The 23,042-nt window shown below is 71.0% G+C and carries 21 protein-coding genes; 10 read left to right on the forward strand and 11 right to left on the reverse strand.

Translation table 11 applies throughout. The features are described 5' to 3' along the window. Positions 1 to 30: 30 nt before the first annotated feature. Genes AW273_RS02245 through AW273_RS02255 form a run of 3 tightly spaced genes read right to left on the reverse strand, consistent with a single transcriptional unit; the run spans position 31 to position 1,770 of the window. Positions 31 to 477 (reverse strand): PTS sugar transporter subunit IIA, encoded by a 447-nt coding sequence (locus tag AW273_RS02245; protein WP_062344651.1) that lies wholly within the window; start codon positions 475 to 477, stop codon positions 31 to 33. Then, complete coding sequence (locus tag AW273_RS02250; RefSeq protein ID WP_062344653.1) at positions 474 to 713, reverse strand: PTS sugar transporter subunit IIB; 240 nt, start codon at positions 711 to 713, stop codon at positions 474 to 476. Before AW273_RS02250 ends, AW273_RS02245 begins: the two co-directional genes overlap by 4 nt. A gap of 31 nt (positions 714 to 744) precedes the next feature. After that, complete coding sequence (locus tag AW273_RS02255; protein ID WP_062345387.1) at positions 745 to 1,770, reverse strand: SIS domain-containing protein; 1,026 nt, start codon at positions 1,768 to 1,770, stop codon at positions 745 to 747. A 121-nt stretch (positions 1,771 to 1,891) separates the two neighbouring features. Here AW273_RS02255 and AW273_RS02260 point away from each other — a divergent pair, with 121 nt between their 5' ends. The 3 genes from AW273_RS02260 to AW273_RS02270 all read left to right on the forward strand — a co-directional run bounded on the left by AW273_RS02260 (position 1,892) and on the right by AW273_RS02270 (position 4,622). After that, positions 1,892 to 2,653: a GntR family transcriptional regulator gene (locus tag AW273_RS02260; RefSeq protein ID WP_231515337.1), complete on the forward strand. Its 762-nt coding sequence runs from the start codon at positions 1,892 to 1,894 to the stop codon at positions 2,651 to 2,653. A gap of 16 nt (positions 2,654 to 2,669) precedes the next feature. Further along, positions 2,670 to 3,914, forward strand: a complete 1,245-nt coding sequence (locus AW273_RS02265; protein ID WP_062344655.1) for a PTS transporter subunit EIIC — start codon at positions 2,670 to 2,672, stop codon at positions 3,912 to 3,914. A 201-nt stretch (positions 3,915 to 4,115) separates the two neighbouring features. Then, entirely contained in the window at positions 4,116 to 4,622 is a 507-nt protein-coding gene (locus AW273_RS02270) for an Rv3235 family protein (protein ID WP_062344657.1), read from the forward strand. A 468-nt stretch (positions 4,623 to 5,090) separates the two neighbouring features. Here the strand turns inward: AW273_RS02270 and secA are convergent, their stop codons facing one another. Then, a complete protein-coding gene (gene secA / locus AW273_RS02275) occupies positions 5,091 to 7,886 on the reverse strand; it encodes a preprotein translocase subunit SecA (RefSeq protein ID WP_062344659.1) in 2,796 nt (931 codons plus the stop codon). A 214-nt stretch (positions 7,887 to 8,100) separates the two neighbouring features. Here secA and AW273_RS02280 point away from each other — a divergent pair, with 214 nt between their 5' ends. Further along, positions 8,101 to 8,370 carry a hypothetical protein gene (locus AW273_RS02280; RefSeq protein ID WP_062344661.1) on the forward strand — a complete coding sequence of 90 codons (270 nt, stop codon included), beginning with the start codon at positions 8,101 to 8,103 and terminating at the stop codon, positions 8,368 to 8,370. Between the two features lie 94 nt (positions 8,371 to 8,464). Then, positions 8,465 to 9,598 carry a winged helix-turn-helix domain-containing protein gene (locus AW273_RS02285; RefSeq protein WP_062344662.1) on the forward strand — a complete coding sequence of 378 codons (1,134 nt, stop codon included), beginning with the start codon at positions 8,465 to 8,467 and terminating at the stop codon, positions 9,596 to 9,598. Here AW273_RS02285 and AW273_RS02290 read toward each other — a convergent pair. The 6 genes from AW273_RS02290 to mtrA all read right to left on the reverse strand — a co-directional run bounded on the left by AW273_RS02290 (position 9,591) and on the right by mtrA (position 16,594). After that, entirely contained in the window at positions 9,591 to 10,304 is a 714-nt protein-coding gene (locus AW273_RS02290) for a response regulator (RefSeq protein WP_062344665.1), read from the reverse strand. The genes AW273_RS02285 and AW273_RS02290 overlap by 8 nt on opposite strands. A gap of 205 nt (positions 10,305 to 10,509) precedes the next feature. Next, the gene (gene hpf, locus AW273_RS02295; RefSeq protein ID WP_062344667.1) at positions 10,510 to 11,181 is read right to left on the reverse strand and encodes a ribosome hibernation-promoting factor, HPF/YfiA family; all 672 of its coding nucleotides are present in this window, start codon (positions 11,179 to 11,181) and stop codon (positions 10,510 to 10,512) included. Between the two features lie 519 nt (positions 11,182 to 11,700). Beyond that, positions 11,701 to 12,417 (reverse strand): ComF family protein, encoded by a 717-nt coding sequence (locus tag AW273_RS02300; protein WP_198167967.1) that lies wholly within the window; start codon positions 12,415 to 12,417, stop codon positions 11,701 to 11,703. Between the two features lie 28 nt (positions 12,418 to 12,445). Next, a complete protein-coding gene (locus AW273_RS02305) occupies positions 12,446 to 14,209 on the reverse strand; it encodes an LpqB family beta-propeller domain-containing protein (protein WP_157555524.1) in 1,764 nt (587 codons plus the stop codon). Next, the gene (gene mtrB / locus AW273_RS02310) at positions 14,199 to 15,911 is read right to left on the reverse strand and encodes an MtrAB system histidine kinase MtrB (protein ID WP_062344671.1); all 1,713 of its coding nucleotides are present in this window, start codon (positions 15,909 to 15,911) and stop codon (positions 14,199 to 14,201) included. Before mtrB ends, AW273_RS02305 begins: the two co-directional genes overlap by 11 nt. 5 nt (positions 15,912 to 15,916) lie before the next feature. Continuing rightward, complete coding sequence (gene mtrA, locus AW273_RS02315; RefSeq protein ID WP_061299380.1) at positions 15,917 to 16,594, reverse strand: MtrAB system response regulator MtrA; 678 nt, start codon at positions 16,592 to 16,594, stop codon at positions 15,917 to 15,919. A gap of 227 nt (positions 16,595 to 16,821) precedes the next feature. Between mtrA and AW273_RS02320 the strand changes: the two genes are divergently transcribed. Genes AW273_RS02320 through AW273_RS02340 form a run of 5 tightly spaced genes read left to right on the forward strand, consistent with a single transcriptional unit; the run spans position 16,822 to position 22,031 of the window. After that, positions 16,822 to 18,057 carry a DUF7847 domain-containing protein gene (locus AW273_RS02320; RefSeq protein WP_063909806.1) on the forward strand — a complete coding sequence of 412 codons (1,236 nt, stop codon included), beginning with the start codon at positions 16,822 to 16,824 and terminating at the stop codon, positions 18,055 to 18,057. After that, positions 18,048 to 18,662, forward strand: a complete 615-nt coding sequence (locus AW273_RS02325) for a DUF4129 domain-containing protein (RefSeq protein ID WP_062344675.1) — start codon at positions 18,048 to 18,050, stop codon at positions 18,660 to 18,662. The genes AW273_RS02320 and AW273_RS02325 overlap by 10 nt, the downstream gene beginning before the upstream one ends. Beyond that, positions 18,659 to 19,759 (forward strand): DUF4350 domain-containing protein, encoded by a 1,101-nt coding sequence (locus AW273_RS02330; protein WP_062344677.1) that lies wholly within the window; start codon positions 18,659 to 18,661, stop codon positions 19,757 to 19,759. Before AW273_RS02325 ends, AW273_RS02330 begins: the two co-directional genes overlap by 4 nt. Continuing rightward, complete coding sequence (locus AW273_RS02335; protein WP_062344680.1) at positions 19,756 to 20,709, forward strand: AAA family ATPase; 954 nt, start codon at positions 19,756 to 19,758, stop codon at positions 20,707 to 20,709. Before AW273_RS02330 ends, AW273_RS02335 begins: the two co-directional genes overlap by 4 nt. Further along, entirely contained in the window at positions 20,709 to 22,031 is a 1,323-nt protein-coding gene (locus AW273_RS02340) for a DUF58 domain-containing protein (protein ID WP_062344682.1), read from the forward strand. Before AW273_RS02335 ends, AW273_RS02340 begins: the two co-directional genes overlap by 1 nt. Here the strand turns inward: AW273_RS02340 and AW273_RS02345 are convergent. Further along, the gene (locus AW273_RS02345) at positions 22,028 to 23,020 is read right to left on the reverse strand and encodes a stage II sporulation protein M (protein WP_062344684.1); all 993 of its coding nucleotides are present in this window, start codon (positions 23,018 to 23,020) and stop codon (positions 22,028 to 22,030) included. The two genes, AW273_RS02340 and AW273_RS02345, sit on opposite strands and share 4 nt — an antisense overlap. Between the last annotated feature and the right edge of the window lie 22 nt (positions 23,021 to 23,042).

Raw genomic sequence — 23,042 nt, forward strand, 5'->3', positions numbered from 1 at the left:
GGACCACTCATCCAAACACCCGGTTCGGGGTCAGTGCCAGTCGAAGAGAGGATCGCCCGCTTCGACCGGTCCGCTCGCCACGCCGGAGACGCTCTCCGGCCCGGCGTCCAGGGCGATCACCGGGCAGACCGGCGAATACCCCTCCTCGTCGACGGCATGCGGATGCCAGGCGACGACCGGTTGCCCGGCTGTGACGAGGTCGCCTTCGACTGCCAGCAACTCGAAGCCGACACCACGCAGTTTCACGGTGTCGACCCCGAGATGGGTCAGCACGCCCCGGCCGTCGTCGCCGACGACGATGTAGGCGTGCGGGTGCAGCTTGACCAGCCGCCCGGCGATCGGCGCGACCGCGATTTGCGGCCCCCGCGCCGGGTCGACGGCCGCCCCCGGGCCCACCATGGCCTGTGAGAACACGGGGTCGGGCACGACCGGAAGCCCGACCGCGCGGCCGTTCACCGGAGAGAGGACGGTCGTCAAGCGGAGTCCAGCAGGTCGTCGATGTCGCTGGCGATCGTGTCGGCCTCCGGCCCGACGACGACCTGCACGACGTTCCCGGTGACCATCACGCCGTGGGCGCCCGCCCTCTTGAGGACGTCATGGTCGACCTTGGAGGCGTCCCGGACCTCGGTCCGGAGCCGGGTGATGCAGGGCTCCACCTCGATGATGTTGGCCCGCCCGCCCAGTGCCGCGACGATCTTTGCCGCATCCGCCATGACGCCTCCCTCTGGATCTCTGGCCGGAACCCTACTCGTCGGTCTGGGTGACCTTGTTCAGGCCGCGGGGCGCGTCGGGGTCGTACCCGAGCCTGCGCGCCAGCGCCTCGGTGAGAAGCTGGCCGGGCACGATCAGCCCCAGCGGCGCCACCCATTCGGGCAGGTCAGGGCCGTTGAGCGAGGCGGTGGAGGCGCTCGCGAGCGCGTGGCCGCCGCCGACGCCGTAGGCCGCCGCGCCCGCGCCGGTCACCCGCTCGGCCAGCGCGATCGTGCCCGGCAGGGTCGGCCCCTCGCCGGCGGCGACCAGGATCGCCGGCGTGTCGGCGTCGACGACCGCGATCGGCCCGTGCAGCAGGTCGGCGTAGGACAGGCCCATGGCGTGCAGGTAGCAGGCCTCCTTGAGCTTCAGCGCCAGTTCGAGCGCGGTCGAGAAGGCCAGCCCGCGCCCCGACACGACCACGCCCGGCTTGTCGGCCAGCCCCTCGACCAGGGCGTCGAGGTCGCCCGGGTCCTCGATGAGCTTCTGGACGGCGTCGGGCGCCTTCTTCAGATCGTCTTTGTGCACGTCGGCGCCGAGGCCCAGCGCCAGCACCGCCATGGCCGCGAGCTGGGTCGTGTACGTCTTGGTCGCCGGCACCGCCTTCTCCTCACCGGCGACCGTGCACAGGGCGAGGTCGGCCGCCTGGGCCAGCGGGCTCTGCTCGCCGCCGTTGGTGATGGCCACGGTCCTGGCGCCGCAGTCGCGGGCCCAGTCGAGCGTCTCGACGATCTCCTCGGTCCGCCCCGACTGCGAGACGGCCACGGCGAGCACGCCGTCGAGGTCGAGCTTCCGGCGGTAGGTTGTGGCGATCGACGGCGCGGCCAGCGCCGCGAGGCGCCCGGCGTGCGACTCGATCAGATAACGGCCGTAGACGGCGGCGTTGTCCGAGGTGCCGCGGGCGATGAACAGCAGGTGGCGGGTCTGTCCGGCGAGAGAGGTGACTTCGGGGATTCGGGGGAGCAGGGCGTCCAGCGTGGCGCGCAGGGCGGCCGGCTGTTCGGCGATCTCACTGCGCATCTTCGTCGTCGTCACGTGCCCATCCTGTAATCGGTCCGTACGTTGACAGACATTTCGGCGGTGTGGTCTAGTCCGGACTAGACCAGTACGAACCATAACAAAGCGAAGAGGGGAGGCGACAGTGGCCGGCATCGACGCCCGGGGGACCGGCGCCACGATCGACCCCGACAGCCCAGTCCCGAAGTACTTCCAGCTCCGCGAGATCATCCTCGACCTCATCGAGAGCAACGAGTTGCCCATCGGCGCGGCGATCCCGTCGGAACGGGAGCTCTGCCAGCGCTTCGGCCTCTCCCGCATGACGGTACGCCAAGCGGTGGATCACCTGGTCAGTGAGGGCAGGCTGCATCGTGTACCGGGGAAGGGCACCTTCGTCGCCCGCCCGAAGATCGAGCTGGCCCTCCAGCTCACCTCGTTCAGCGACGACATGCGCGCCCGCGGCCTGGAGCCCGGCAGCCGCGACCTCGACCGGCGGGTGGTCCGGGCCAGCGCCCACCTGGCCCGGGAACTCGGCATCGCCCCCGGTGACGAAGTTCACTTCATCGAACGCCTCCGCACCGCCGACGGCGAGCCCCTGGCGATCGAACGTGCCCACATCCCGCTGGCCCTCGCCCCCGACCTGGAGAGCTACGACCTTTCCGGCCGATCCCTGTACGCGCTCCTGGAGTCCCGATACGGTCTGATCCTCGACGCCGGGGAACTCACCATCGACGGCGGAATCGCCGACCCGAGCGACGCCGACCTGCTGAAACTCCCGCGCGGCGGAGCCGTCCTGCTGCTCTCGCGCCGGTCCTACGCCGGTGGTGTCTGCGCCGAGCTGGGCGTGTCGACCTACCGGGCCGACCGCTACCAGCTCCGTACACTCCTGGAGCCACGGCGGGCCTAGAGACCCGGGAGGAACGATGGCCGCCACGATGACCGTGTTGTCGCGGATCGGGCGCTCCCTCATGCTCCCGATCGCGGCCCTGCCCGCCGCGGCGATCCTGCTCCGGGTCGGCCAGGACGATCTGCTCGGCCGCACCACGAACGAGACCCTCGACAAGGTCGCCCGGATCGTCGGCGGAGCGGGCGGCGCGCTGTTCGACGCCCTGCCCCTGCTGTTCGCGATCGGGGTGGCCGTCGGCTTCGCCCGGAAGTCCGATGGCTCGACCGCCCTGGCCGCCGTGGTGGGCTACCTGGTCTGGGACCGGGTCACCCATCTGATGTTCTTCGACTCCTCCCTGCGCCCCCGCGTCGCCCAGACCGTGGTGACCGGAGGAACCCCCGCCGAGACCCTCAACCTGGCCGCCGCCAACCCGACCGGAGTGCTCGGCGGCATCCTGATGGGCCTGGTGGCCGGTCTGCTCTGGCAGCGCTACCACCGGATCAAGCTGCCGCCGTGGCTGGCCTTCTTCGGCGGACGCCGCTTCGTCCCCATCCTGACCGCCCTGGCCGGGCTGCTGCTGGGCGTGCTGTTCGGCCTGGTCTGGCCGCCGATCGGACAGGCGCTGTCGTCGTTCGGCGACTGGCTGGCGACCCACTCGACGCTCGGGGCCGGCATCTACGGGGTGGTGAACCGGGCCCTGATCCCGCTGGGCATGCACCACTTCGTGAACTCGATCGTGTGGTTCACCGTGCCCGAGTGCACCGTCGCCGGCGTCCACACGGCAGGCGACCTGAACTGCTACTTCGCCGGCCAGGACGGCGCGGGGGCGTTCATGGCGGGCTTCTTCCCCGTGATGATGTTCGGCCTCCCGGCGGCGGCCATCGCCATCTGGCGCGCCGCTCCCCCGCACCGGCGCAACGCGGTCGGCTCCATCATGATCTCCGCCGCCCTGGTGTCGTTCGTGACGGGCATCACCGAACCGATCGAGTTCGCTTTCATCTTCGTGGCGCCGATCCTGTTCGTGGTGCACGCCCTCCTCACGGGGTTGTCGATGGCCCTGGTGGCGGGGCTGGGCGGGCGGCTGGGCTTCGGCTTCTCGGGCGGCGCGATCGACGCGGCCCTCAACGCGACCAAGGACAACACCCACGGCTTCGCGCTCATCATGGCCATCGGGGCCGTCTACTTCGTCGTCTACTACGCGGTCTTCACGTTCCTGATCAGACGCCTGAACATCATGACCCCGGGCCGGGACCCCGAGTCGGACCTCGACGCCACGGCCTGAGCCCGGCTTCCGGACTCGCACTGTCAGTTGAAGTGACCCCGGCCGGACCGCCCCGCGGTCCATACCAACCTGGCCGCTTCTATCGGCATGTATGCCGATCCGGCCACCCCGATGAGAGGAGAAACCTACGGTCGCGTATCCGAGCGCTCCGCCCGAAACCTCTATCAGGTGTCCCTAACGACCGACTCCCACGGAGCCTCGATGCCTCTCCCCCGGCTCGCCCCGATCCCCACCCCCGACCCCGTGTACGCCCACCTGGCGGAGGTCCACCCGCTCGCCCGCCTCCCCCACGCCGAAGAGCCGGCGTCCTCCCCGGCCGAGGCCCACCGGCCGCGCCACCCGGCCCCGCCGACCCACGGCTCCCTGGCGCTGGCCCCCGAGCCGGAAGCCGCCCCCGCGCCCGCCCTCGACGAGCGGCGGCTGCGCGCCCTGGCTCAGGCGCTCGCCGAGATCCTGGCCGGACGCCGCCCGCCGCAGACGATCCAGAACCGCCTGAGCGGCCCCGCCTACGCGAGCCTCCTGCGCGCCGGGAAGATGATCGACAGCACCCGCCCGCCGTGGGTCGGCGTGCCCCGCGTCCAGCACCCCAACGACGACACGGTGGAGATGTGCGCCCTGGTCCGTTGCACGCCTCGTAGCCGCGTGCTGGCGGCCCGCCTGGAACGCCGCGGCGTCCAGTGGATCCTGACGGAGTTCGAGACGGCCTGACCCGGCCCTGGGCCGCTGTGCGCCACCTGACGACTCCACCGGCGCACAGCGGAGCACCGCTTAACCGGCGCACAAGCTCAGACTCCGGCACATGGCGGCCGGCCTGGTTCGGGCCGGCTGAAACACCGCGGGAGCCGATGGCCTCCCCCGGAACCGCCGCGAGTGCCCGGCTTTGAGCTCTCTCGCGATCGACTACCGGCCGCGTCGGTGAACGCGGCGGACCACGCAGACGGGCTCAACGCGATCGACCACCAGCCGCCTCACCGAAACGCGGCGGACCACGCAGACGGGCTCAACGCGATCGACCACCAGCCGCCTCACCGAAACGCGGCGGACCACGCAGATGGGCTCAACGCGATCGACCACCAGCCGCCTCACTGAACGCGGCGGACCGCGCAGGCGGGCTCAGGTCGTACAGGCGAAAGCCCTCTCCTTCGTGGCGAAGGAGAGGGCTTTGGCGTGGTGGTGTCAGGCGGTCGCGTTCTTCGGGTCGCCGTGGCAGCGCTTGAACTTCTTGCCCGAGCCGCAGGGGCACGGGGCGTTGCGCTCGACGTTGCCGTAGTTGGCGCGCTGTTCCGCGGTCGAGCGGCGGACCTCGACCTCGCCGTCTTCGCCGGGGCCGGAGTAGCTCATCTGCGGCTGCGGGCGGCGGAGGGCGTTGGCGATGATCGAGCCGGCCTCGGCGACGGCCGCGTTGGGCTGGGCGCCCGCCTCGTAGGAGATCGGGCTCTCCTCGACCGGCTGCGGGGGCTGGTAGCGGAACAGGAAGTTGACCGAGTTCTCCTTGATGCCCTCAAGCATCGCGGCGAACATGTCGTAGCCCTCGCGCTGGTATTCGATCAGCGGGTCGCGCTGGGCGTAGGCGCGGAGGGCGATGCCCTCCTGGAGGTAGTCCATCTCGTAGAGGTGCTCGCGCCACTTGCGGTCGAGCACGTCGAGGATGACGCGGCGCTCGGCGTCGCGCAGGACCTCGGCGCCGAACTCCTCCTCACGCTTGCGGTAGGCGGCCAGGATGTCGGCCTTGACCCGCTCTTCGAGCAGGGCGGCGTCGATGCCCTCACGGCCACCGGCCTCCTCGGCCAGGTCGTCGATCTTGAGTGAGATCGGGTAGAGCTGGCGGAAGGCGTTCCAGAGCTTGTCGAGGTCCCACTCTTCGGCGAAGCCCTCGGAGGTGGCGCCCTTCACGTAGCCGCTGACGACGTCTTCGATGAAGGTGTTGACCTGGTCGTGGAGGTCGGCGCCCTCAAGGACCTTCTGGCGCTCGGCGTAGATCACCTTGCGCTGGCGGTTCATGACCTCGTCGTACTTGAGGACGTTCTTGCGGATCTCGAAGTTCTGCTGCTCGACCTGGTGCTGGGCCGAGGCGATGGCCTTGGAGACGATGCCCGACTCGATCGGCTGGTCTTCGGGGATGTTCAGCCGCGTCATGATCATCTCGACACGGGCCGAGTTGAACAGGCGCATCAGGTCGTCTTCGAGCGACAGGTAGAAGCGCGACTCGCCGGGGTCGCCCTGACGGCCGGAACGGCCGCGGAGCTGGTTGTCGATGCGGCGGGACTCGTGGCGCTCGGTGCCCAGGACGTAGAGGCCGCCGAGGGCGGTCACCTCTTCGTGCTCGGCCTTGACGGCTTCCTTCGCCTTCTCCAGCGCCTCGGCCCAGGCCTTCTCGTATTCCTCGGCGGTCTCGACCGGGTCGAGGCCGCGGCTGCGGAGTTCGAGGTCGGCGCGGAACTCGGGGTTGCCGCCGAGCATGATGTCGGTGCCTCGACCGGCCATGTTGGTGGCGACGGTGACGGCGCCCTTGCGGCCCGCCTCGGCGATGATCGCGGCCTCACGCGCGTGGTTCTTCGCGTTCAGGACCTCGTGGCGGACGCCCTTGTGCTTGAGCATGCGGGACAGCCGCTCGGACTTCTCGACGGAGGTGGTGCCGACGAGGACCGGCTGACCGGCCTCGTAGCGCTCCTTGATGTCGTTGACGCACGCCATGAACTTGGCGTCTTCGGTCTTGTAGACCACGTCGGACTGGTCTTTGCGGACCATCGGCCGGTTCGTCGGGATCGGCACGACGCCCAGCTTGTAGGTCTGGTGGAACTCGTTGGCCTCGGTGGCCGCGGTGCCGGTCATGCCCGACAGCGTGGTGTAGAGGCGGAAGTAGTTCTGCAGGGTGATCGTGGCGAGAGTCTGGTTCTCGTCCTTGATCTTCACGCTCTCCTTGGCCTCGATGGCCTGGTGCATGCCCTCGTTGTAGCGGCGGCCGTGGAGGACGCGGCCGGTGAACTCGTCGACGATCAGGACCTCGCCGTCGACGACGATGTAGTCCTTGTCCTTCTTGAACAGTTCCTTCGCCTTGAGGGCGTTGTTGAGGAACTGGACGAGATGGGTGTGCTCGGGCTTGTAGAGGTTGTCGATGCCCAGCAGGTCTTCGACCTTCTCGACGCCGGCTTCGAGGATGCCGACCGTGCGCTTCTTCTCGTCGACGACGTAGTCGCCGGTGCTCTCGGTGCCGTCCTTGCCCTCGACGCCCTTGCGGAGGCGGGGGACGATCTTGGCGAACTCGGAGTACCACTTGCCGGACTGCTCGCCGGGACCGGAGATGATCAGCGGGGTGCGGGCCTCGTCGATCAGGATCGAGTCGACCTCGTCGACGACGGCGAAGTTGTGGCCGCGCTGCACGAGCTCCTCGATCGACCACGCCATGTTGTCGCGCAGGTAGTCGAAGCCGAACTCGTTGTTGGTGCCGTAGGTGATGTCGGCGGCGTACTGCCGGCGGCGCTCGTCGGACGGCATGTTGGCGAGAATGCAGCCGACCTCGAGGCCGAGGAAGCGGTGGACGCGGCCCATGGTCTCGGAGTCGCGCTTGGCCAGGTAGTCGTTGACCGTGACGACGTGGACGCCCTTGCCGGAGATCGCGTTGAGGTAGGCCGGGAGAGTACAGGTGAGGGTCTTGCCCTCACCGGTGCGCATCTCGGAGATGTTCCCCATGTGGAGGTTGGCGCCGCCCATGATCTGGACGTCGAAGTGGCGCTGGCCCAGCACCCGGCGGGCCGCCTCACGGACCACCGCGAAGGCCTCTGGCAGCAGGTCGTCGAGGGACTCGCCCTCGGCGTGGCGATCGCGGAACTCCTGGGTCTGTGCCCGCAACTCCTCGTCGGAAAGGCTCTTGAAGTCCTCTTCAATGGAGTTGACCTGCTCGGCGATACGCTTCAACTTCCGCAGCGTCTTGCCTTCGCCGGCGCGGAGAATCTTGTCGAGAATGGCTGCCACTTTTGTAAAGCTCCTCGCAGGTCTGAGGACGAGACACACTTCCCCTGTGCCATGGTAGGCCGTTCGACCACCAGACACAGCCACCACGAGTTTCAACGGGGAGCGGCGCGGCGGACCGGGGGACCGGGTCGATAGGCTCAACCCTGTCAAACGTAGGGAGACCGCCTGGTGTTCCAGTCAGGGAACACGGAAGGCGCGAGTCGGGTAGGGCGGAATGGCAGAGACCTCACACCAGGGAAGCCACGCGGGCAGCGCGAAGTCGTGGGTGGCGGTGACGACGATCCTGATCGGCACGATCATCAGCGGCGCGGGCCTCACCGGCCTGGGCGCCGACACCTCCAACTGGACCATGGTCTGGGTCGGCGTCGGCGTGTCGGCCGTGGGCGCGATCCTGTGCCTGGTCTTCGACGTCTTCTCCGACGTCGTGATCGACGCCCCCCGCGTGATGGACGCCCGCGAACACCACAGCCCCTTCGAGCACTGAACCCGTCTATCAGGCAGATTCAACGCGCGAGCCACGACCGGACTTCGTCCGGCCGCGTCTCGCTTTGTCAGTGGGCCCGGCTACAGTCGGCCGGATGGACCTCACGGCCGATGAAGCACGACGGCTGATCCTGCGCGCCCAGGGGTTCCTGGGCGCCGGGGGCCGCAAGGGCGGGCCCGCGGGCATGTTGCGCCGTCTGGGCGCCGTGCAGCTCGACACGATCTCGGTGCTGGCCCGCTCCCATGAGCTGGTGGCCTATGCCCGTCTGGGCGCGATCGGCCGCCCGTCGGTGGAGCAGGCCTACTGGAGCGGGTCGGCCTTCGAATACTGGTGCCACGCCGCCTGCATCCTGCCCATCGAACACTGGCCGGTCTACGCCTTCCGCCGCCGCGCCTACCGCGAACGGAAGTTCCGCTGGCACGAGGTGCCCGCCACGGTGGGCGACATCCTCGATCGTGTACGCCGAGACGGTCCCCTGACCACCGGAGACATCGGCGGCGCCAAGAAGGGCGGACCGTGGTGGGACTGGTCCGACTCCAAGATCTCCATCGAGTTCCTGCTCGACGTGGGCGACGTGGTCTGCGTGCGGCGGGAGGGCTGGCGCCGCGTCTACGACCTGGCCGAACGCGCGATCCCCGCCGAACACCGTGAGATCGACCTGACCGACGAAGAGTGCGTGACCCGGCTGACGGCGATCGGGGGCCGGGCGCTGGCCGTGGCGACCCGGGCCGACCTGGTCGACTACACGAGGGTGCGGGACAAGCACGCCGCGATGCTCGACGACGCCCTGCTCAGCGGCGCCAGCGGCCTGGTGCCGGTGACCGTGGCGGGCTGGCCGGCGGCCCGCAAGGGCGGCCCCAACGCCTGGGCCGACCCCGAGGCGCTGGCCCTGGGCGAGGCGAGAGGCCGCCACCGCACCACCCTGCTCAGCCCCTTCGACTCCCTGATCTGGGAACGCGCCCGCGCGGAACGCGTCTTCGGCATGGCCCACCGACTGGAGGCCTACGTCCCGAAGGAGAAGCGCGTGCACGGCTACTTCGCGATGCCGGTCCTCCACGGCGGCAGACTGATCGCCCGGGTCGACCCGGCCCGCGAGGGTGCCACCCTGGTCGCCCGGCGCATCACCCTGGAGCCCGGCGTGCACAAGCTCGACGCCGTCGAAGAGGCCCTGCGGGAGGCGGCCACCTGGGTGGGCTGCACGGGGCTGCGCATCGAAGAGATCAGGTGATCTCGAGCAGGCGTTCCCTGACCGCGTAGACGACCGCTTCCATGCGGCTGTGGAGTTGCAGCTTCTCCAGGATGTTGCGGACGTGGTTCTTGACCGTGTTCTCGGAGATGAAGAGTTCCTTCGCGATTTCGCGGTTGTTCATCCCCTTCGCCACCAGCCGGAGCACTTCCATCTCCCGATCGGTCAGCCGGGGCACCGGAAGCTGCGGCGGGCGCTCGGCCTCTTTGCGGCTGATGCTGGCGAACTCGGTGATCAGTTTGGTCGCCATGGCGGGGTTGATGAACGACTGCCCGCTGTGCACACCCCGGACCGCGTCGGGGACCTCGTCGATCTGGACGTCTTTCAGCAGGTAGCCGGTCGCGCCGGCCTTGAAGGCCTCGAAGAGGTCCTCTTCCTCGTCGGAGGCGGTGAGCATGATGATGCGGGTCGTCGGCATGCTCTCCTTGATCGCCCTGGTCGCCTCGATGCCGTCGCGTCTGGGCATCCGGACGTCCATCAGCACGACGTCGGGCAGCAGCTTCTCGGCGAGCGCCACGGCCTCCTGACCGTCGCTCGCCTCACCGGCGACCTCGATGTCCGCCTCGGCCTGGAGGGCCAGCACCAGGCTGCGGCGGATCAGCGAGTGATCATCGACGATCAGCACACGGATCGGCTCACCGCGCCCGGTGGGGCGGCTTGCGTCGTCTCGCACGCTGCGGTCACTCACAGCTCCTCCTCGTCGGGGGGCCAGGTAGCTGGATCGCCATCATGACATGGCTTCCGGCACTGGCGAGGATCTCGCACGGCCATGCGCCCCGCACCGGGCGGGGCGCATGGCCGTTCTGTTGTCTGAGGCAGTTCACCAAGCGAGCCACGACCGGCTTCGGCCGTCCGCGCCCCGCTTGGGAAACGTCGGAAGGGGTGGCGCGGGTTCAGCCCTCGACGAGCCGCAACACGCCGTAGTCGTATCCGCGACGCCGATATACGACGCTCGGGTGGCCGCATTCTTTGTCACGGAACAGGAAGAAATCGTGGCCGACCAGTTCCATCTCCAGCAGGGCCTGGTCGATGGTGATGGCGTCGGACTGGTGGAACTTCTCGCGGACGACGAGGGGGCCGTCGCCGTCCTGCTCTATCGGGATGATGGGTTCGGTGTAGCCGTTGTCCGGCTTCTGCGGCGGGGTGTACTCGTCGTGGAGCAGTTCCGGCTCGGGCAGCTTCGCCACCGGCTCGCCCAGGCCGCCGTTCTCGGCCAGGGTCGCCGTGAACTCGGCCACCGACGGAGGGCAGTTCTTCCCGTGGTGGATCTTGCGGCGGTCGCTCAGCCGGCGCAGCCGCGATTCCAGCTTGCTCAAAGCGATCTCGAGCGCGGCGAAACGGTCGTCGGCCGCCGCCTCGGCCCGGACCGCCGGGCCCTTGGAGTGGATGGTGAGTTCCACCCTCTCCCTCTGGTCGCTCATCCTGGGGTTCTTCTCTCGCGAGACCTCTACGTCAACCCGGATGAGTCGGTTGTCCAGTCGCTCGATCTTGGCCAGCTTGGAAGTCACGTGATCACGGAAACGGTCGCTCACTCCGGTGTGCCGTCCCTTGACGATGATGTCCACGCAAAAGCCCCCTTCGCCTATCGACTGACATGAAGGAGCACCCGTTCGGCCGACCTGGTCTTCGTCCCCACATCCGCCTGCTGAGGGGTTCGCAGCTCCACGCCACTACTGCCCTTCTCTTCTGGCAAGAATCATCTGGATTCCTGGGAAGGCAGGTCTTACCTCTAAGCCGCACCGTGATCGGTCGACCAAGAGTCGCCTTACGTGGACCGTTTCGCCTGCGGCTGGCATCGGCTAGCCAGGCCGAACCCCCGTGGGGACTCGGTCCGGCGCAACCACGGACCCGAACGGGTGCCATGTCCTGAACGCTAGTCGCTGACCGGCCGTATGTCAGCCGCGAGCCACGCCAAAGGATCACTTTCGGTGATTTTTCCCGGGGCATGCGGGGCCGATAGGGAGATTGAGGCGGGCGCGACGGGGCACCGGACGACCTGGTCACGGCTCCGCTGATCTGGGAGTTCACCCAATAGGCCCCACCAGGTTGTCACTCCGAGGCCAGGTCGTTATTTGACTGTTTCTTTACCCAGAGTGATCTCGACGAATTTGTGACCGCCGGGCGTGTCGCATGATCGGCACGCGTTTTCGGGTGGCCGCAACGGTGACCGCGAAGGCGGTCTCGGCGCCCGCCGCACGCAGCGCGCGGGCCGCCTCGGCGAGCGTCGCGCCGGTGGTGACCACGTCGTCGACCAGCACGACCCGGCCCTTCGGCACGGCTCTGGCGGTGAACGCCCCGGCCAGGTTCGCGGCCCGCTGGGCGGAGGTCAGGCCCGACTGGTCGGCGACCTTCCGGGCGGGCCGCAACACCGGCGCGACCGTCACCTGGACGCCTCCGGCACGCAGTCGCCTCGCCGCGACCTCGGCGACGCGGCGTACCGGATCATGGCCTTTGGCCCGTCTCGACCGGCGGGTGCTGGGCACCGGGACCAGCACCAGCGGGCCGGCCCCCAGCGGCAGGCGGGCGAGGGCGCGGGCCAGGCAGGCGCCCAGCGCGGCGCCGAGGGCGGTGCGGCCGCGTTCCTTGTACGCGATCAGCACCCGCCGCGCCACCCCGTCGTAACCGGCGGCGGCCCAGCACTCGGGCAGGCCCTCGGGGGCCGCCTCGGGCAGGTGGGGGTGGGGCGGGGCGGTCAGTTCGGCGGCGCATCCCGCGCAGACCAGGGCCCCCCGGCCGCCGCAACCGGCGCACCGAGGGGGGACGAGCAGATCGAGCACCGCGTCGAGCACGCGGACCACCATGACACTCCCTGCCGACACTGACGAAAGTTCACCCCAGAGGGTAGGCGGGGTAGTCGGAGCCGTCGTCGACGAGGGTGGTCCACTTCTTCCCGTCCCACACCGTGATCGTGCCGTTCTCGTCGCGGGCCAGGATGCGCGAGTCGGTGCTCGTGATGGACGTGAGGCGCTTGGGCACCTCGATCGAGGTCTTCTCGTCGCCGTCCATGATCGGGTAGGCTGCCAGAGCCTGCTGAGAGCCGCTCGGGGAGTTCTTCTCGGTCAGCACCAGCAGCGTGGTGGCGTCTCTCCAGGCCACGTCGACGATCTTCTGGCCCTCCTCCGCGGGCACCAGGGTCTCCAGCGCGCCGACCCGATAGGTCGGGCCGCGCACGATCGAGCCTATCTGAACGGTCGGCCCCGCCCCGTTGTCGGCGACGACCGCGACCCTGACCCCGTCACGGGCCACCCGGAACGCGGTCACGTTGGCGTTCTCGAGTTCGGGGGCCGGCACCGGCGACTGGTGGCCGGCCGTGGCGGCGTGCCAGACCTGCGACTTGCCGCCGGCCGTCTCGACCGCCCAGACCTCGCCCTCGCGGTCCCACGACGGCGGGGTGAGATGGCCCTGGGCGTTGATCCAGCGCTGCCACGGGCTGCCGGCCACCATCTGGGTGACCCACACCCCCGTCTCGTCGCCCATCAGGGCGGCCACCTGGTCGCGGCCCTCGGCGGAGACCGCGCTGTGCTTGAACGGCCGGGTCGGCTGCCCGGCCGAGCCGAGCACCGCCACCGGCTGCTCCTCGTCCTTGCCCGCGATCCGGAACATCCTGCCGTCGCGGACGAAGTATCCGGCGGCGTCGCCGGTGATCACCGACGGGTTGTAGGTCGGGTATTCGGTCGGCTTGAAGCGCATGCCGCCGCCGGGGAACGCGTCGCCGTTGACCAGGATCTCGATGTAGCGCCCGCCGACCCGGTCGGTGCCGAGCGACCAGGCGAGCTGGGCCTTCATCGCCTTGATGCGCTCGGGGCTGTCGCGCAGACCGGCGATCGGGGCGGAGAAGTCGACGTAGAGCGTGTCGCCCTCGATCTCGATGCCGTTGAGCTCGGTGCCCTTGGGATAGACGTTCTCGACCGCGCCGGCCAGTGGGCCCGTCGGGCCCCTCAGCAGCGTCCGGATGAGCGATTCCGGCAGGCCCCGGCTGGGGTCGATCGGCACTCGCACCCGGTCGGCCACCAGGCCGTTGAACGACGGGTTGGGGAAGTAGATCTCCACGGGGGCGTACGCCCTCGTGAGGTCGGTGCGGAGCAGGATCAGGCCCTGAGGGGCCTCGGAGATGCGCCACTCGCCGTTGACCCGGACCAGCGTGAACGCCTCGTCGAGCGTGCCGTCGGAGGCCGCGCGGTAGCGCCCGCCCGCCTCCAGCGTGCCGACCTGGCGGCCCTTGAACGACACGACGAACTTCTCGGCGTCCTCTTCGGGCAGGTCGTCGGCGAAACGGCAGTCGCAGACCCGCGTCGCGGCGGCCCAGGGTTGCCAGGAGGCCGCCGCCGCGCCGGTCAGGTACTGCCGGGCGATCTTGCGCTGAGGGTCGTCGAAGCTGGCCATCGCGGCCTGGAAGCCGCGCACGATCTCCACGGCGGTCGCGTCGGGCCGGGGCGGCGAGGCCAGGATCCGGACGTAGGTCTGGCTGAGGATGTCGCCCCCGCGCTCGTCTTCGCTGGCCGTCGGCGGGTTGCCGCTGGCCGGCACGATCGTGCAGCCGGTGAGGGCGGCGAGCGTCGCCACCAGCGCCAGAACACGTGTCTTAGTCGACATCGAACACCCCCGACTCCCCCGCGGCGGCCGACAACACGGGCGTGGCGTGCCCACGCCAGGTCCGGCGCATCTCGACCTCCGGCGGCACCAGCGGCAGCGGGGAGCCCTTCAGCACGCTCCCGGCCGTACGCGGCAGCGAGAGCCGGAACTGGGTGCCCTCGCCCGGCGAGCCCCAGGCCTGGAGCCAGCCGCCGTGCAGGATCGCGTCTTCGCGGGAGATGGCCAGGCCGAGGCCGGTGCCGCCGATGGTGCGGGCGCGGGACGGGTCGGCCCGCCAGAAGCGGTCGAAGACCATGTTCTCCTCGCCCGCGCGCAGGCCCACGCCGTGGTCGCGGACGGCCACGGCCACCGCGTCGCGGTCGGCCCCGAGGGTGACCACGATGTCCTTGCCCTCGCCGTGCTCGATCGCGTTGAACAGCAGGTTGCGCAGGATGCGCTCGATCCGCCGGGTGTCGCACTCGGCCATGCACGGTTCGGTGGGCAGCCGCAGCTCGAAGCGGGTGGCGTGGCGTTCGGCCAGGGCCTCGGAGTCGCCGACCGCGCGCAGCACGACGTCGCGCATGTCGACCGACTCGAGGTCGAGGGTGGCGGCGCCGGCGTCGTAGCGGCTGATCTCCAGCAGGTCGGCCAGCATCGACTCGAACCGTTCGAGCTGGGCCTGCATGAGCTCGGCCGAGCGGGCGGCCATGGGGTCGAAGTCCTCGCGGGCGTCGTAGAGGAGGTCGGCGGCCATGCGGACGGTGGTCAGCGGGGTGCGCAGCTCGTGGGAGACGTCGGAGACGAACTGGCGCTGCACCTGGGAGAGCTCCTCGAGCTGGTGGATCTTGAGCGCGAGGTTGGAGGCCATCTCGTTGAACGAGGTGGCGAGGCGGGCCAGGTCGTCTTCGCCGCGGACCTTCAGGCGCTCTTCGAGGCGGCCGGAGGCCAGCCGCTCGGCGGCCTGGCGGGCCAGCCGCACGGGGGTGACGACCTGGCGGGTGACCAGCGAGGCGATGGCGGCCAGCAGCAGCACCAGGCCGGCGCCGACCAGCACGAGGAGCTGGAGGACCGAGCTGAGGGTCTCCTCCTCCTCGTTGAGCGGGAACAGGTGGTAGACCTCGTAGGTGCCGTTGACGCCGCCGAACACGCGCGACCCGATGACCAGCCCCGACACGGTGTCACCGGTCAGGTAGCGCAGCGGGCCGTAGCGCGAGACGGTCTGGTCGGCGGTGTCGGTGCGCACCCGCTCCCGGAACCCCTGCGGCACGCTCCTGTTGGCGTCGATGTTGAGGGTGGCCCGGTCCTGGCCGACGATGCTGTCGTTGAAGATGACCACCGCGTAGCGTGCCCCGGCGCGCTGGGCCAGCACGTTGATGGCCTGGTCGGCAGGGTCGAGCGGGGTCTGCGTGCCGGGGTCGGACGGCTCGCCGGGGTCGGGCTCGCCCGCGCCGGCCAGGTAGTCGGAGACCGTCAGCACGTTGGCGCGGGCCTCGGCGGTGGCGGCGTCGGTCCGGCCGGCCAGCATGGTCTTGTTGATCGACTGGAACAGGAAGACGCCCAGGACGGCCACGACGACCATCGAGATCAGCAGGGTGGAGGTGACCACCCGCATCTGGAGGGAGCGCCGCCAGGCCGAGCGCGCCCTGCCCGCGACCCGCCGAGCACGGCGACGGACCCCCCGGGCGATCTGCCGGGGAGTCCGTCGGGGCCGCTTCTTGGGCATCTAGATCAGGCTGGACCGGCTTTGTAGCCGACACCGCGGACCGTCACGACGATCTCGGGGTGCTCGGGATCCTTCTCGATCTTCGCGCGGAGCCGCTGCACGTGGACGTTGACCAGTCGGGTGTCGGCGGCGTGGCGGTAGCCCCAGACCTGCTCCAGGAGCACCTCGCGGGTGAACACCTGGCGCGGCTTGCGGGCCAGCGCGACGAGCAGGTCGAACTCCAGCGGCGTGAGGTTGATCGTCTCTTCGAACCGCTTGACCGAGTGCCCGGCGACATCGATCGTGATGTCCCCTATCTGCAGGATCTCGGGGGTCGGCTCGTCGGTGCGGCGCAGCCGCGCCCGGACCCGGGCCACGAGCTCCTTGGGCTTGAAGGGCTTGACGATGTAGTCGTCGGCGCCCGATTCGAGGCCCAGCACGACGTCGATGGTGTCGCTCTTGGCGGTGAGCATCACGATCGGGACGCCCGACTCGGCGCGGATGCGCCGGCAGACGTCGATGCCGTCGGCCCCGGGCAACATCAGGTCGAGCAGCACGAGATCAGGGCGGGTGTCGCGGAACGCGTCGAGCGCCTTGTCGCCGTCTGACACGAAGGACGGTTCGAAACCCTCCCCGCGCAAGACGATGCCGAGCATCTCGGCGAGAGCGGCGTCGTCGTCGACGACCAGCACGCGTCCTTTCATGGCCCCTCATTCGTTACTTCGGCGCAGCTAAGGAGGTATTTGGGCGATTTATCGGAAGGTTACCCGTGACCCTGCGGTAGATGAAACACGACCGTGACAAAGGACGAAGTTTAGGCCCAAATAGCAGGGCGTGCCGCTACCGTAACGAGAATCCCAAGAACAGGTCACGGTCCCAGTGTGCTCCATGCCGACCTGCGGCGGGGGCCGCATCATGCCAGGATTGGGACATGACAGACGGCCCCGGCGATCGTGAGCAGCCGCCCCCCGGCTGGTCCCCCACGCAACCGCCCGCTTACGGTGCGCCCGGCCCCTGGGCCGATCCCAACTCCCCCGGCTCCAATCCGCCGCCCGGCGGCCACTACCCGCCCCCGCCGCCGCCTCCTCCCGGCGGCTACCACGGCGGCGGCTACGGCGGTGGTTACGGCGGTGGTTACGGTGGCGGCCACTACGGCGCGCCGGTGCTCAAGCCCGGCATCATCCCGCTGCGGCCGCTGCAGATGGGCGACATGTACAACGGCGCGGTGTCGTTCATCCGGGCCAACCCGAAGGCGACGCTGGGGCTGTCGGCGCTGGTGGTGACGGTCTCCGAGATCATCATGCTGGTGGTCCAGTTGTCCCTGCTGGACAACCCCGACCTGATGCTGCTGCTCAACCCCGGGACGACCTCCATCGATCCGGAGGTCGCCCTCAGGGCGCTCGGGCCGGTCATGGTCGGCGTCCTGCTGAGCAGCGTGCTGACCATGATCGCCATGGTGGTGCTGACCGGCATGCTGACCGGGATCCTCGGCCGGGCCGTCTTCGGCGAGCAGATCTCCATCGGCCGCGCCTGGAACATCGTCAAGGGCCGGATCCTGCCGTTGGTCGGGCTGGCGCTGCTACAGGCGCTGATCGTGTTCGGCGCGTTCCTGGTGCCGATCCTCCTGGTGGCCGTGCTGGGCGCGGCCGGGTTGCCGGGCGGCGCGCTGGTACTGCTGGCGCTGGTCCTGTTCACCGTCGGCGTCTGCCTCGCGGTGTTCCTCTACACCAAGCTCAGCCTGGCCGGCCCGGCGATCGTGCTGGAGGACGTCGGCGTCGGCACCGCGATGAGCCGGTCGTTCCAGTTGGTCAAGGGCGACTTCTGGCGGGTCTTCGGCATCCTGCTGCTGACCGCGATCGTGGTCGGCCTGGTCGCGGCGGCGGTGTCCGCGCCTTTCTCGCTCTTCACCTCCTTCGGCGACCCCAGCGCGACGCTCAGCACCGGGGAGTTCTACGTGGGGGCCGTCCTCACCGGCGTCGGCGCCATCATCGCCGGCACCATCACCAACCCGTTCTCCGCCGGGGTCACCACCCTCCTGTACGCCGACCGCCGCATGCGCGCCGAGGCGTTCGACCTGGTTCTCCAGACCGAGGCCGTGGAGCGTCAGCAGGGCGCGCCCGGCACCGCCCCCGAGAACCTGTGGCGTCCGCGCAACCCATGGTCCTAGACGTCCCCGTCGAGATCGGCCGGGAGGCCGCCAGAGAGGCCGCCGTCCGCGAGCTCTCCGATCCGGCCTACCCGAAGCCGTCGTTGCTCGACCGGCTGTTCGACCGGATCTGGCAGTTCATCGGCGAGCTGATCGCGCGCGCCGAGGGCGTGCCCGGCGGGTGGTTGTCGTTGACGGTGCTCGTGCTGATCCTCGCCGTCATCGTGGTCGCGCTGGTCCGGGCGGCCCGGAAGGCGCCCCGCGCCCGCCGGCCGGGCGACGGCGGCCTGTTCGGGGAGACCCGGCTGGCGGCCGCCGAACACCGGGTCCTGGCCGAACGCCACGCCGCGGCCGGGGAGTGGGCCCAGGCGATCCGGGAACGTCTCCGCGCCATCGCCCGCGAGCTGGAGGAACGCACGATCGTGGCACCCATGCCGGGGCGTACGGCCGGTGAGCTGGCCGCCGAGGCGGGCGGGGCGCTGCCGTCGCTGGCCGCCGACCTCGACCGGGGCGCCCGGACGTTCGCCGACGTCACCTACGGGGAGCGTCCGGGCACCCCCGAGGGATACGCCGTGCTCACCGATCTCGACACGGCGGTCCGCGGGGCGAAGGCGACGCTGCGATGACGTCCATCACCCCGACGATCACCGAGCGGTGGCGCTCCTGGCGCGGCGTGCTGGGGGCGCTGGCCCTGATCGTGCTCGTGGCCACGCTGATCGTGCTGCTCGGCGGCAGCCGCAACGGCGGGCGGCTCGACATCGAGGCGACCACCCCCTCGGGCGCCCGCGCGCTGGCCGAGCTGCTGCGGGCGCAGGGCGTCGAGGTCAACCAGGTGACGACGTTCGACGACGCCGTCGAGCAGGCCGGGGGCTCGCTGCTGGTGGTGGCCCGGCCCGAGTTCCTGGTCGACGCCGCCAGGCTGGCCGAGCTCGCCGGGCGGCCTGGGCCCCGGCTGCTGATCGCGCCCACCGAGCCGGTGCTGCGGGCGCTGGCGCCCGGGGTGAGCGCCCGTCCCGGCCCGCCCGAGACGGTCCGCGAGCCCGGCTGCGACCTGAAGGCGGCCGTGCTGGCCGGGGACGCCCTCCTCGGCGGCTCGTCCTTCACCGACGCGACCTGCTACGGCGGCACGGTCGCCGTCGTCGGCGAGGCCACCCTGGTCGGGTCGGACTCGTTCCTGACCAACGCAAGACTGGCGGAGAACGGCAACGCCGCGCTGGCGATGAACCTGGCCGGCACTCACCAGCGGGTCACCTGGTTCGCCCCCCGCGTTCCGCTCGGGGCGCCCGAGGGCGGCGAGAAGTCGATCGGGCAACTCATCCCGGCGAACGTCGGCTGGTTCGTCTGGGCGCTGGTCCTGGCCGTGCTGCTCACCGCCCTGTGGCGGGGGCGCCGCCTGGGGCCGGTAGTCGAGGAGCGGCTGCCGGTGGTCGTCCGGGCCGCCGAGACCGTCGAGGGACGGGGCCGCCTCTACCGCGCCCGCGCGGCCCGCGACCGGGCGGCGCTGGCGCTGCGCGAGGCCGCCCTGGCGCGGCTGACGCCCCGGCTGGGACTCACCCGGACGGCCGGCGAGAACGAGATCGTTACGGCGGTCGCCGCCCGGACCGGGCAGGATGGCGGACAGGTCCGCCAGACCCTCTACGGTGACACCCCCGGCGGAGACGCCGCCCTGGTCGCCCTGGCGCGCGACCTCGACACCATCGAAAGGCAGGTACTGGACTCGTGACGACACCTGACGCCTCCAGGGAGGCGCTGGCGGCTCTGCGCGCGGAGGTCGCCAAGGCCGTGGTGGGGCAGGACGCGGTGGTCTCCGGTCTGGTGATCGCGTTGTTGTGCCGGGGCCACGTGCTGCTCGAAGGCGTGCCGGGTGTGGCCAAGACGCTGCTGGTCCGCACGCTGGCGGCGGCGTTGTCGGTCGACTTCAAGCGGGTGCAGTTCACCCCCGACCTGATGCCGGGCGACGTGACCGGGTCGCTGGTCTACGACGCGCGTACCGCCGAGTTCGAGTTCCGGTCGGGGCCGGTGTTCACCAACCTGCTGCTGGCCGACGAGATCAACCGCACCCCGCCGAAGACCCAGGCCGCCCTGCTGGAGGCCATGGAGGAGCGCCAGGTCAGCGTCGACGGCACGCCCCGGCCGCTGCCCGACCCGTTCATCGTGGCGGCGACCCAGAACCCGGTGGAGTACGAGGGCACCTACCAGCTCCCCGAGGCGCAGCTCGACCGGTTCATGCTGAAGCTGACCGTGCCGCTGCCGGGGCGCGACGACGAGATCGCGGTGCTGCGCCGGCACGCCGACGGGTTCGACCCGCGCGACCTGTCCCACGTGAAGGCGGTGGCGAGCGCGCACGACCTCGCGGCGGGCCGGGCGGCGGTGGCCGAGACCCACGTGTCGCCCGAGGTGCTGGCCTACATCGTCGACCTGGCCAGGGCGACGCGGCAGTCGCCGTCCCTGGGGCTGGGCGTCTCGCCGCGAGGCGCGACCGCGCTGCTGGCGGCGGCCCGCGCCTGGGGCTGGTTGTCGGGGCGCGACTACGTGACGCCCGACGACGTGAAGGCGCTGGCCCGGCCCGCGTTGCGGCACCGGGTGCAACTCCGCCCGGAGGCCGAGCTGGAGGGCGCGACCGCCGACGGCGTGCTCGACGGCATCCTGGCGTCCGTCCCCGTGCCGCGCTGATGGCGCTGACCGGGCGGGCCGCGCTGCTGGCGGTCGCGGGGGCGCTCGTCGTGCTCGCCGCGCCCGCGCCCGCTCTCGCGTTCTGGCTGGTCGTCGCGGTGATCGTGCTGGCCGTCGGGGTCGACCTGGCGCTGGCGGGCAGTGTGCGCGCGCTGCGGTTCGAGCGGTGCGACGATCAGCGGGTACGTCTCGGGGAGGGCGCCGAGGTCACTCTGCTGGTGGCCAATCCGGGCCGCCGCCGGGTGCGCGGCCTGCTGCGCGACGCCTGGCCGCCGAGCACCCGTCCCGGCCCCAGGGAGCACGACCTCGACGTCCCGGCCGGGGAGCGCCGCCGGGTCACCACGACGCTGCGTCCGCTCCGCAGGGGCGATTTCACAGCCGCCGCGGTGACGGTGCGGGCGCTGGGGCCGCTCGGCGTGGCCGCCCGGCAGGGTTCCCACCGGGTCGGCGGCCGGGTCAGGGTGCTGCCGCCGTTCCTGTCCCGCCGCCACCTCCCGGCCAAGCTGGCCCGGCTGCGGGCGATCGAGGGGCTGAACCCGGTCCAGATCCGCGGCCAGGGCACCGAGTTCGACTCGCTGCGCGAGTACGTCGTCGGCGACGACGTCCGGTCGATCGACTGGCGGGCCACCGCGCGGCGGGCCGACGTCGTGGTGCGCACCTGGCGGCCCGAACGCGACCGGCGGGTGCTGATCGTCCTCGACACCGGCCGCACCTCGGCCGGGCGGGTGGGCGTCGACCCGGCGTCGGGCGACCCGGGCGGCTGGCCCCGGCTCGACTGGGGCATGGACGCCGCCCTGCTGCTGGCCGCGCTCTGCGCGCGGGCGGGCGACCGGGTCGACTTCCTCGCCTACGACCGGGCGATCAGGGCCCAGGTGACCGGCGGCGGCCGGGGTGACCTGCTGCCCGGCCTGGTGGCCGCGATGGCGCCGCTGGAGCCGGAGCTCGTCGAGGCCGACGCCCACGGGATGGTGGCCGCCGTGCTGGCCCGTGCGAGGCGGCGCTGCCTGGTGGTCGTGCTGACCGACCTGAACGCGACCGCGCTCGACGAGGGCCTGCTGCCGGTCCTCCCCCAGCTCGCCTCCCGCCACCTGGTGCTGCTGGCCGCCGTGGCCGACCCCCGGGTGGCGGAGCTGGCGGCCGGGCGCGACGGCGCGGCGGAGGTGTTCGAGGCGGCGGCGGCCGAACGCCAGCGGGTGGAGCGCCGCCAGGTGACCGCGCGGCTGCGCCGCCACGGGGTGGAGGTCGTCGACGCCCTCCCGGGCGACCTGGCCTCGGCGCTGGCCGACGCCTACCTGAACCTGAAGGCCGCGGGCCGCCTCTAGGCCGTGGGCACGTAGTCGGGTGCGTCGGCGACGTCGCCCGTCTCGCCCGCTCGCGCGGCGCGGCGGCCGTAGCGGACGACGTACAGGAGGAAGGCGAGCTCGGCGGCGGCGCCGATCGAGATCCGGGCCCAGGTCGGCAGCGGCGAGGGGGTGACGAGGGCCTCGATGAGGCCCGAGACCAGCAGCACCACCACCAGCCCGAGCACCACCGCGACGACCGCGCGGCCCTGTTCGGCGAGCACCTGCGCGCGGGGGCGCGGGCCCGGCGCGATCAGCGACCAGCCGACCCGCATGCCCGCCCCGGCGGCCAGGAACACGGCCGTGAGCTCCAGCAGCCCGTGGGGCGTGATCAGCCCGAAGAACACGTCGCCTCGGCCCGAGTCGATCATGATCCCGCCGATCAGCCCGACGTTGGCGGCGTTCTGGACGAGGATGTACGGGATGAGCACGCCCCCGATCACCGCCGAGGCGATGCACTGGGCGGCCACCCACGCGTTGTTCACCCACACGTGCGCGGCGAACGACCCGGCCGGGTTCTCGCTGTAGTAGTCGGCGAAGTCGTGCTCGACGAGCTGCCTGATCTCCTCGGGGGTGCCCATCGCGGCCCGCACGTCCGGATTGGCCGCCACCCACACCCCGACGGCCACCGCCACGACCGACGACGCCACCGCCGCGCCCAGCCACCACCGCCACGACCGGTAGCAGACCACCGGGAACGAGACCGTCCAGAACCGGAGGAACTCCCGCCAGGCGGGCGCGTGGGCGCCGGTGACGGCCGACCGCGACCGGGCCACCAGGGCGGACAGGCGGCCGGTCAGCACGCCGTCTCGGGACACGGAGCGCGCGATCGACAGGTGGGTGGACACCCGCTGGTAGAGCTCGACGAGTTCGTCGACCTCGGGGCCGGTCAGCTTGCGCCGCCTCTTCACCAGGTCGTCGAGCCGGTCCCAGGTCGGCTGGTGGGCGGCTCGGAAGGCGTCGATGTCCACGATCGCGAGCCTAGTAGGGTCA

Origin of the sequence: Herbidospora yilanensis, assembly GCF_001570565.1 — a bacterium.
In the GTDB taxonomy this organism is placed as follows: domain Bacteria; phylum Actinomycetota; class Actinomycetes; order Streptosporangiales; family Streptosporangiaceae; genus Herbidospora; species Herbidospora yilanensis.

Excerpts from the sequence above, each read along its gene's own strand:
- AW273_RS02250 (WP_062344653.1), bottom strand. The coding sequence starts at position 713 with ATGGCGGATGCGGCAAAGATCGTCGCGGCACTGGGCGGGCGGGCCAAC.
- AW273_RS02255 (WP_062345387.1), bottom strand. The coding sequence starts at position 1,770 with ATGCGCAGTGAGATCGCCGAACAGCCGGCCGCCCTGCGCGCCACGCTG.
- AW273_RS02265 (WP_062344655.1), top strand. The coding sequence starts at position 2,670 with ATGGCCGCCACGATGACCGTGTTGTCGCGGATCGGGCGCTCCCTCATG.
- AW273_RS02270 (WP_062344657.1), top strand. The coding sequence starts at position 4,116 with ATGCCTCTCCCCCGGCTCGCCCCGATCCCCACCCCCGACCCCGTGTAC.
- AW273_RS02280 (WP_062344661.1), top strand. The coding sequence starts at position 8,101 with ATGGCAGAGACCTCACACCAGGGAAGCCACGCGGGCAGCGCGAAGTCG.
- AW273_RS02285 (WP_062344662.1), top strand. The coding sequence starts at position 8,465 with ATGGACCTCACGGCCGATGAAGCACGACGGCTGATCCTGCGCGCCCAG.
- AW273_RS02300 (WP_198167967.1), bottom strand. The coding sequence starts at position 12,417 with ATGGTGGTCCGCGTGCTCGACGCGGTGCTCGATCTGCTCGTCCCCCCT.
- AW273_RS02305 (WP_157555524.1), bottom strand. The coding sequence starts at position 14,209 with ATGTCGACTAAGACACGTGTTCTGGCGCTGGTGGCGACGCTCGCCGCC.
- mtrB (WP_062344671.1), bottom strand. The coding sequence starts at position 15,911 with ATGCCCAAGAAGCGGCCCCGACGGACTCCCCGGCAGATCGCCCGGGGG.
- mtrA (WP_061299380.1), bottom strand. The coding sequence starts at position 16,594 with ATGAAAGGACGCGTGCTGGTCGTCGACGACGACGCCGCTCTCGCCGAG.
- AW273_RS02320 (WP_063909806.1), top strand. The coding sequence starts at position 16,822 with ATGACAGACGGCCCCGGCGATCGTGAGCAGCCGCCCCCCGGCTGGTCC.
- AW273_RS02325 (WP_062344675.1), top strand. The coding sequence starts at position 18,048 with ATGGTCCTAGACGTCCCCGTCGAGATCGGCCGGGAGGCCGCCAGAGAG.
- AW273_RS02330 (WP_062344677.1), top strand. The coding sequence starts at position 18,659 with ATGACGTCCATCACCCCGACGATCACCGAGCGGTGGCGCTCCTGGCGC.
- AW273_RS02340 (WP_062344682.1), top strand. The coding sequence starts at position 20,709 with ATGGCGCTGACCGGGCGGGCCGCGCTGCTGGCGGTCGCGGGGGCGCTC.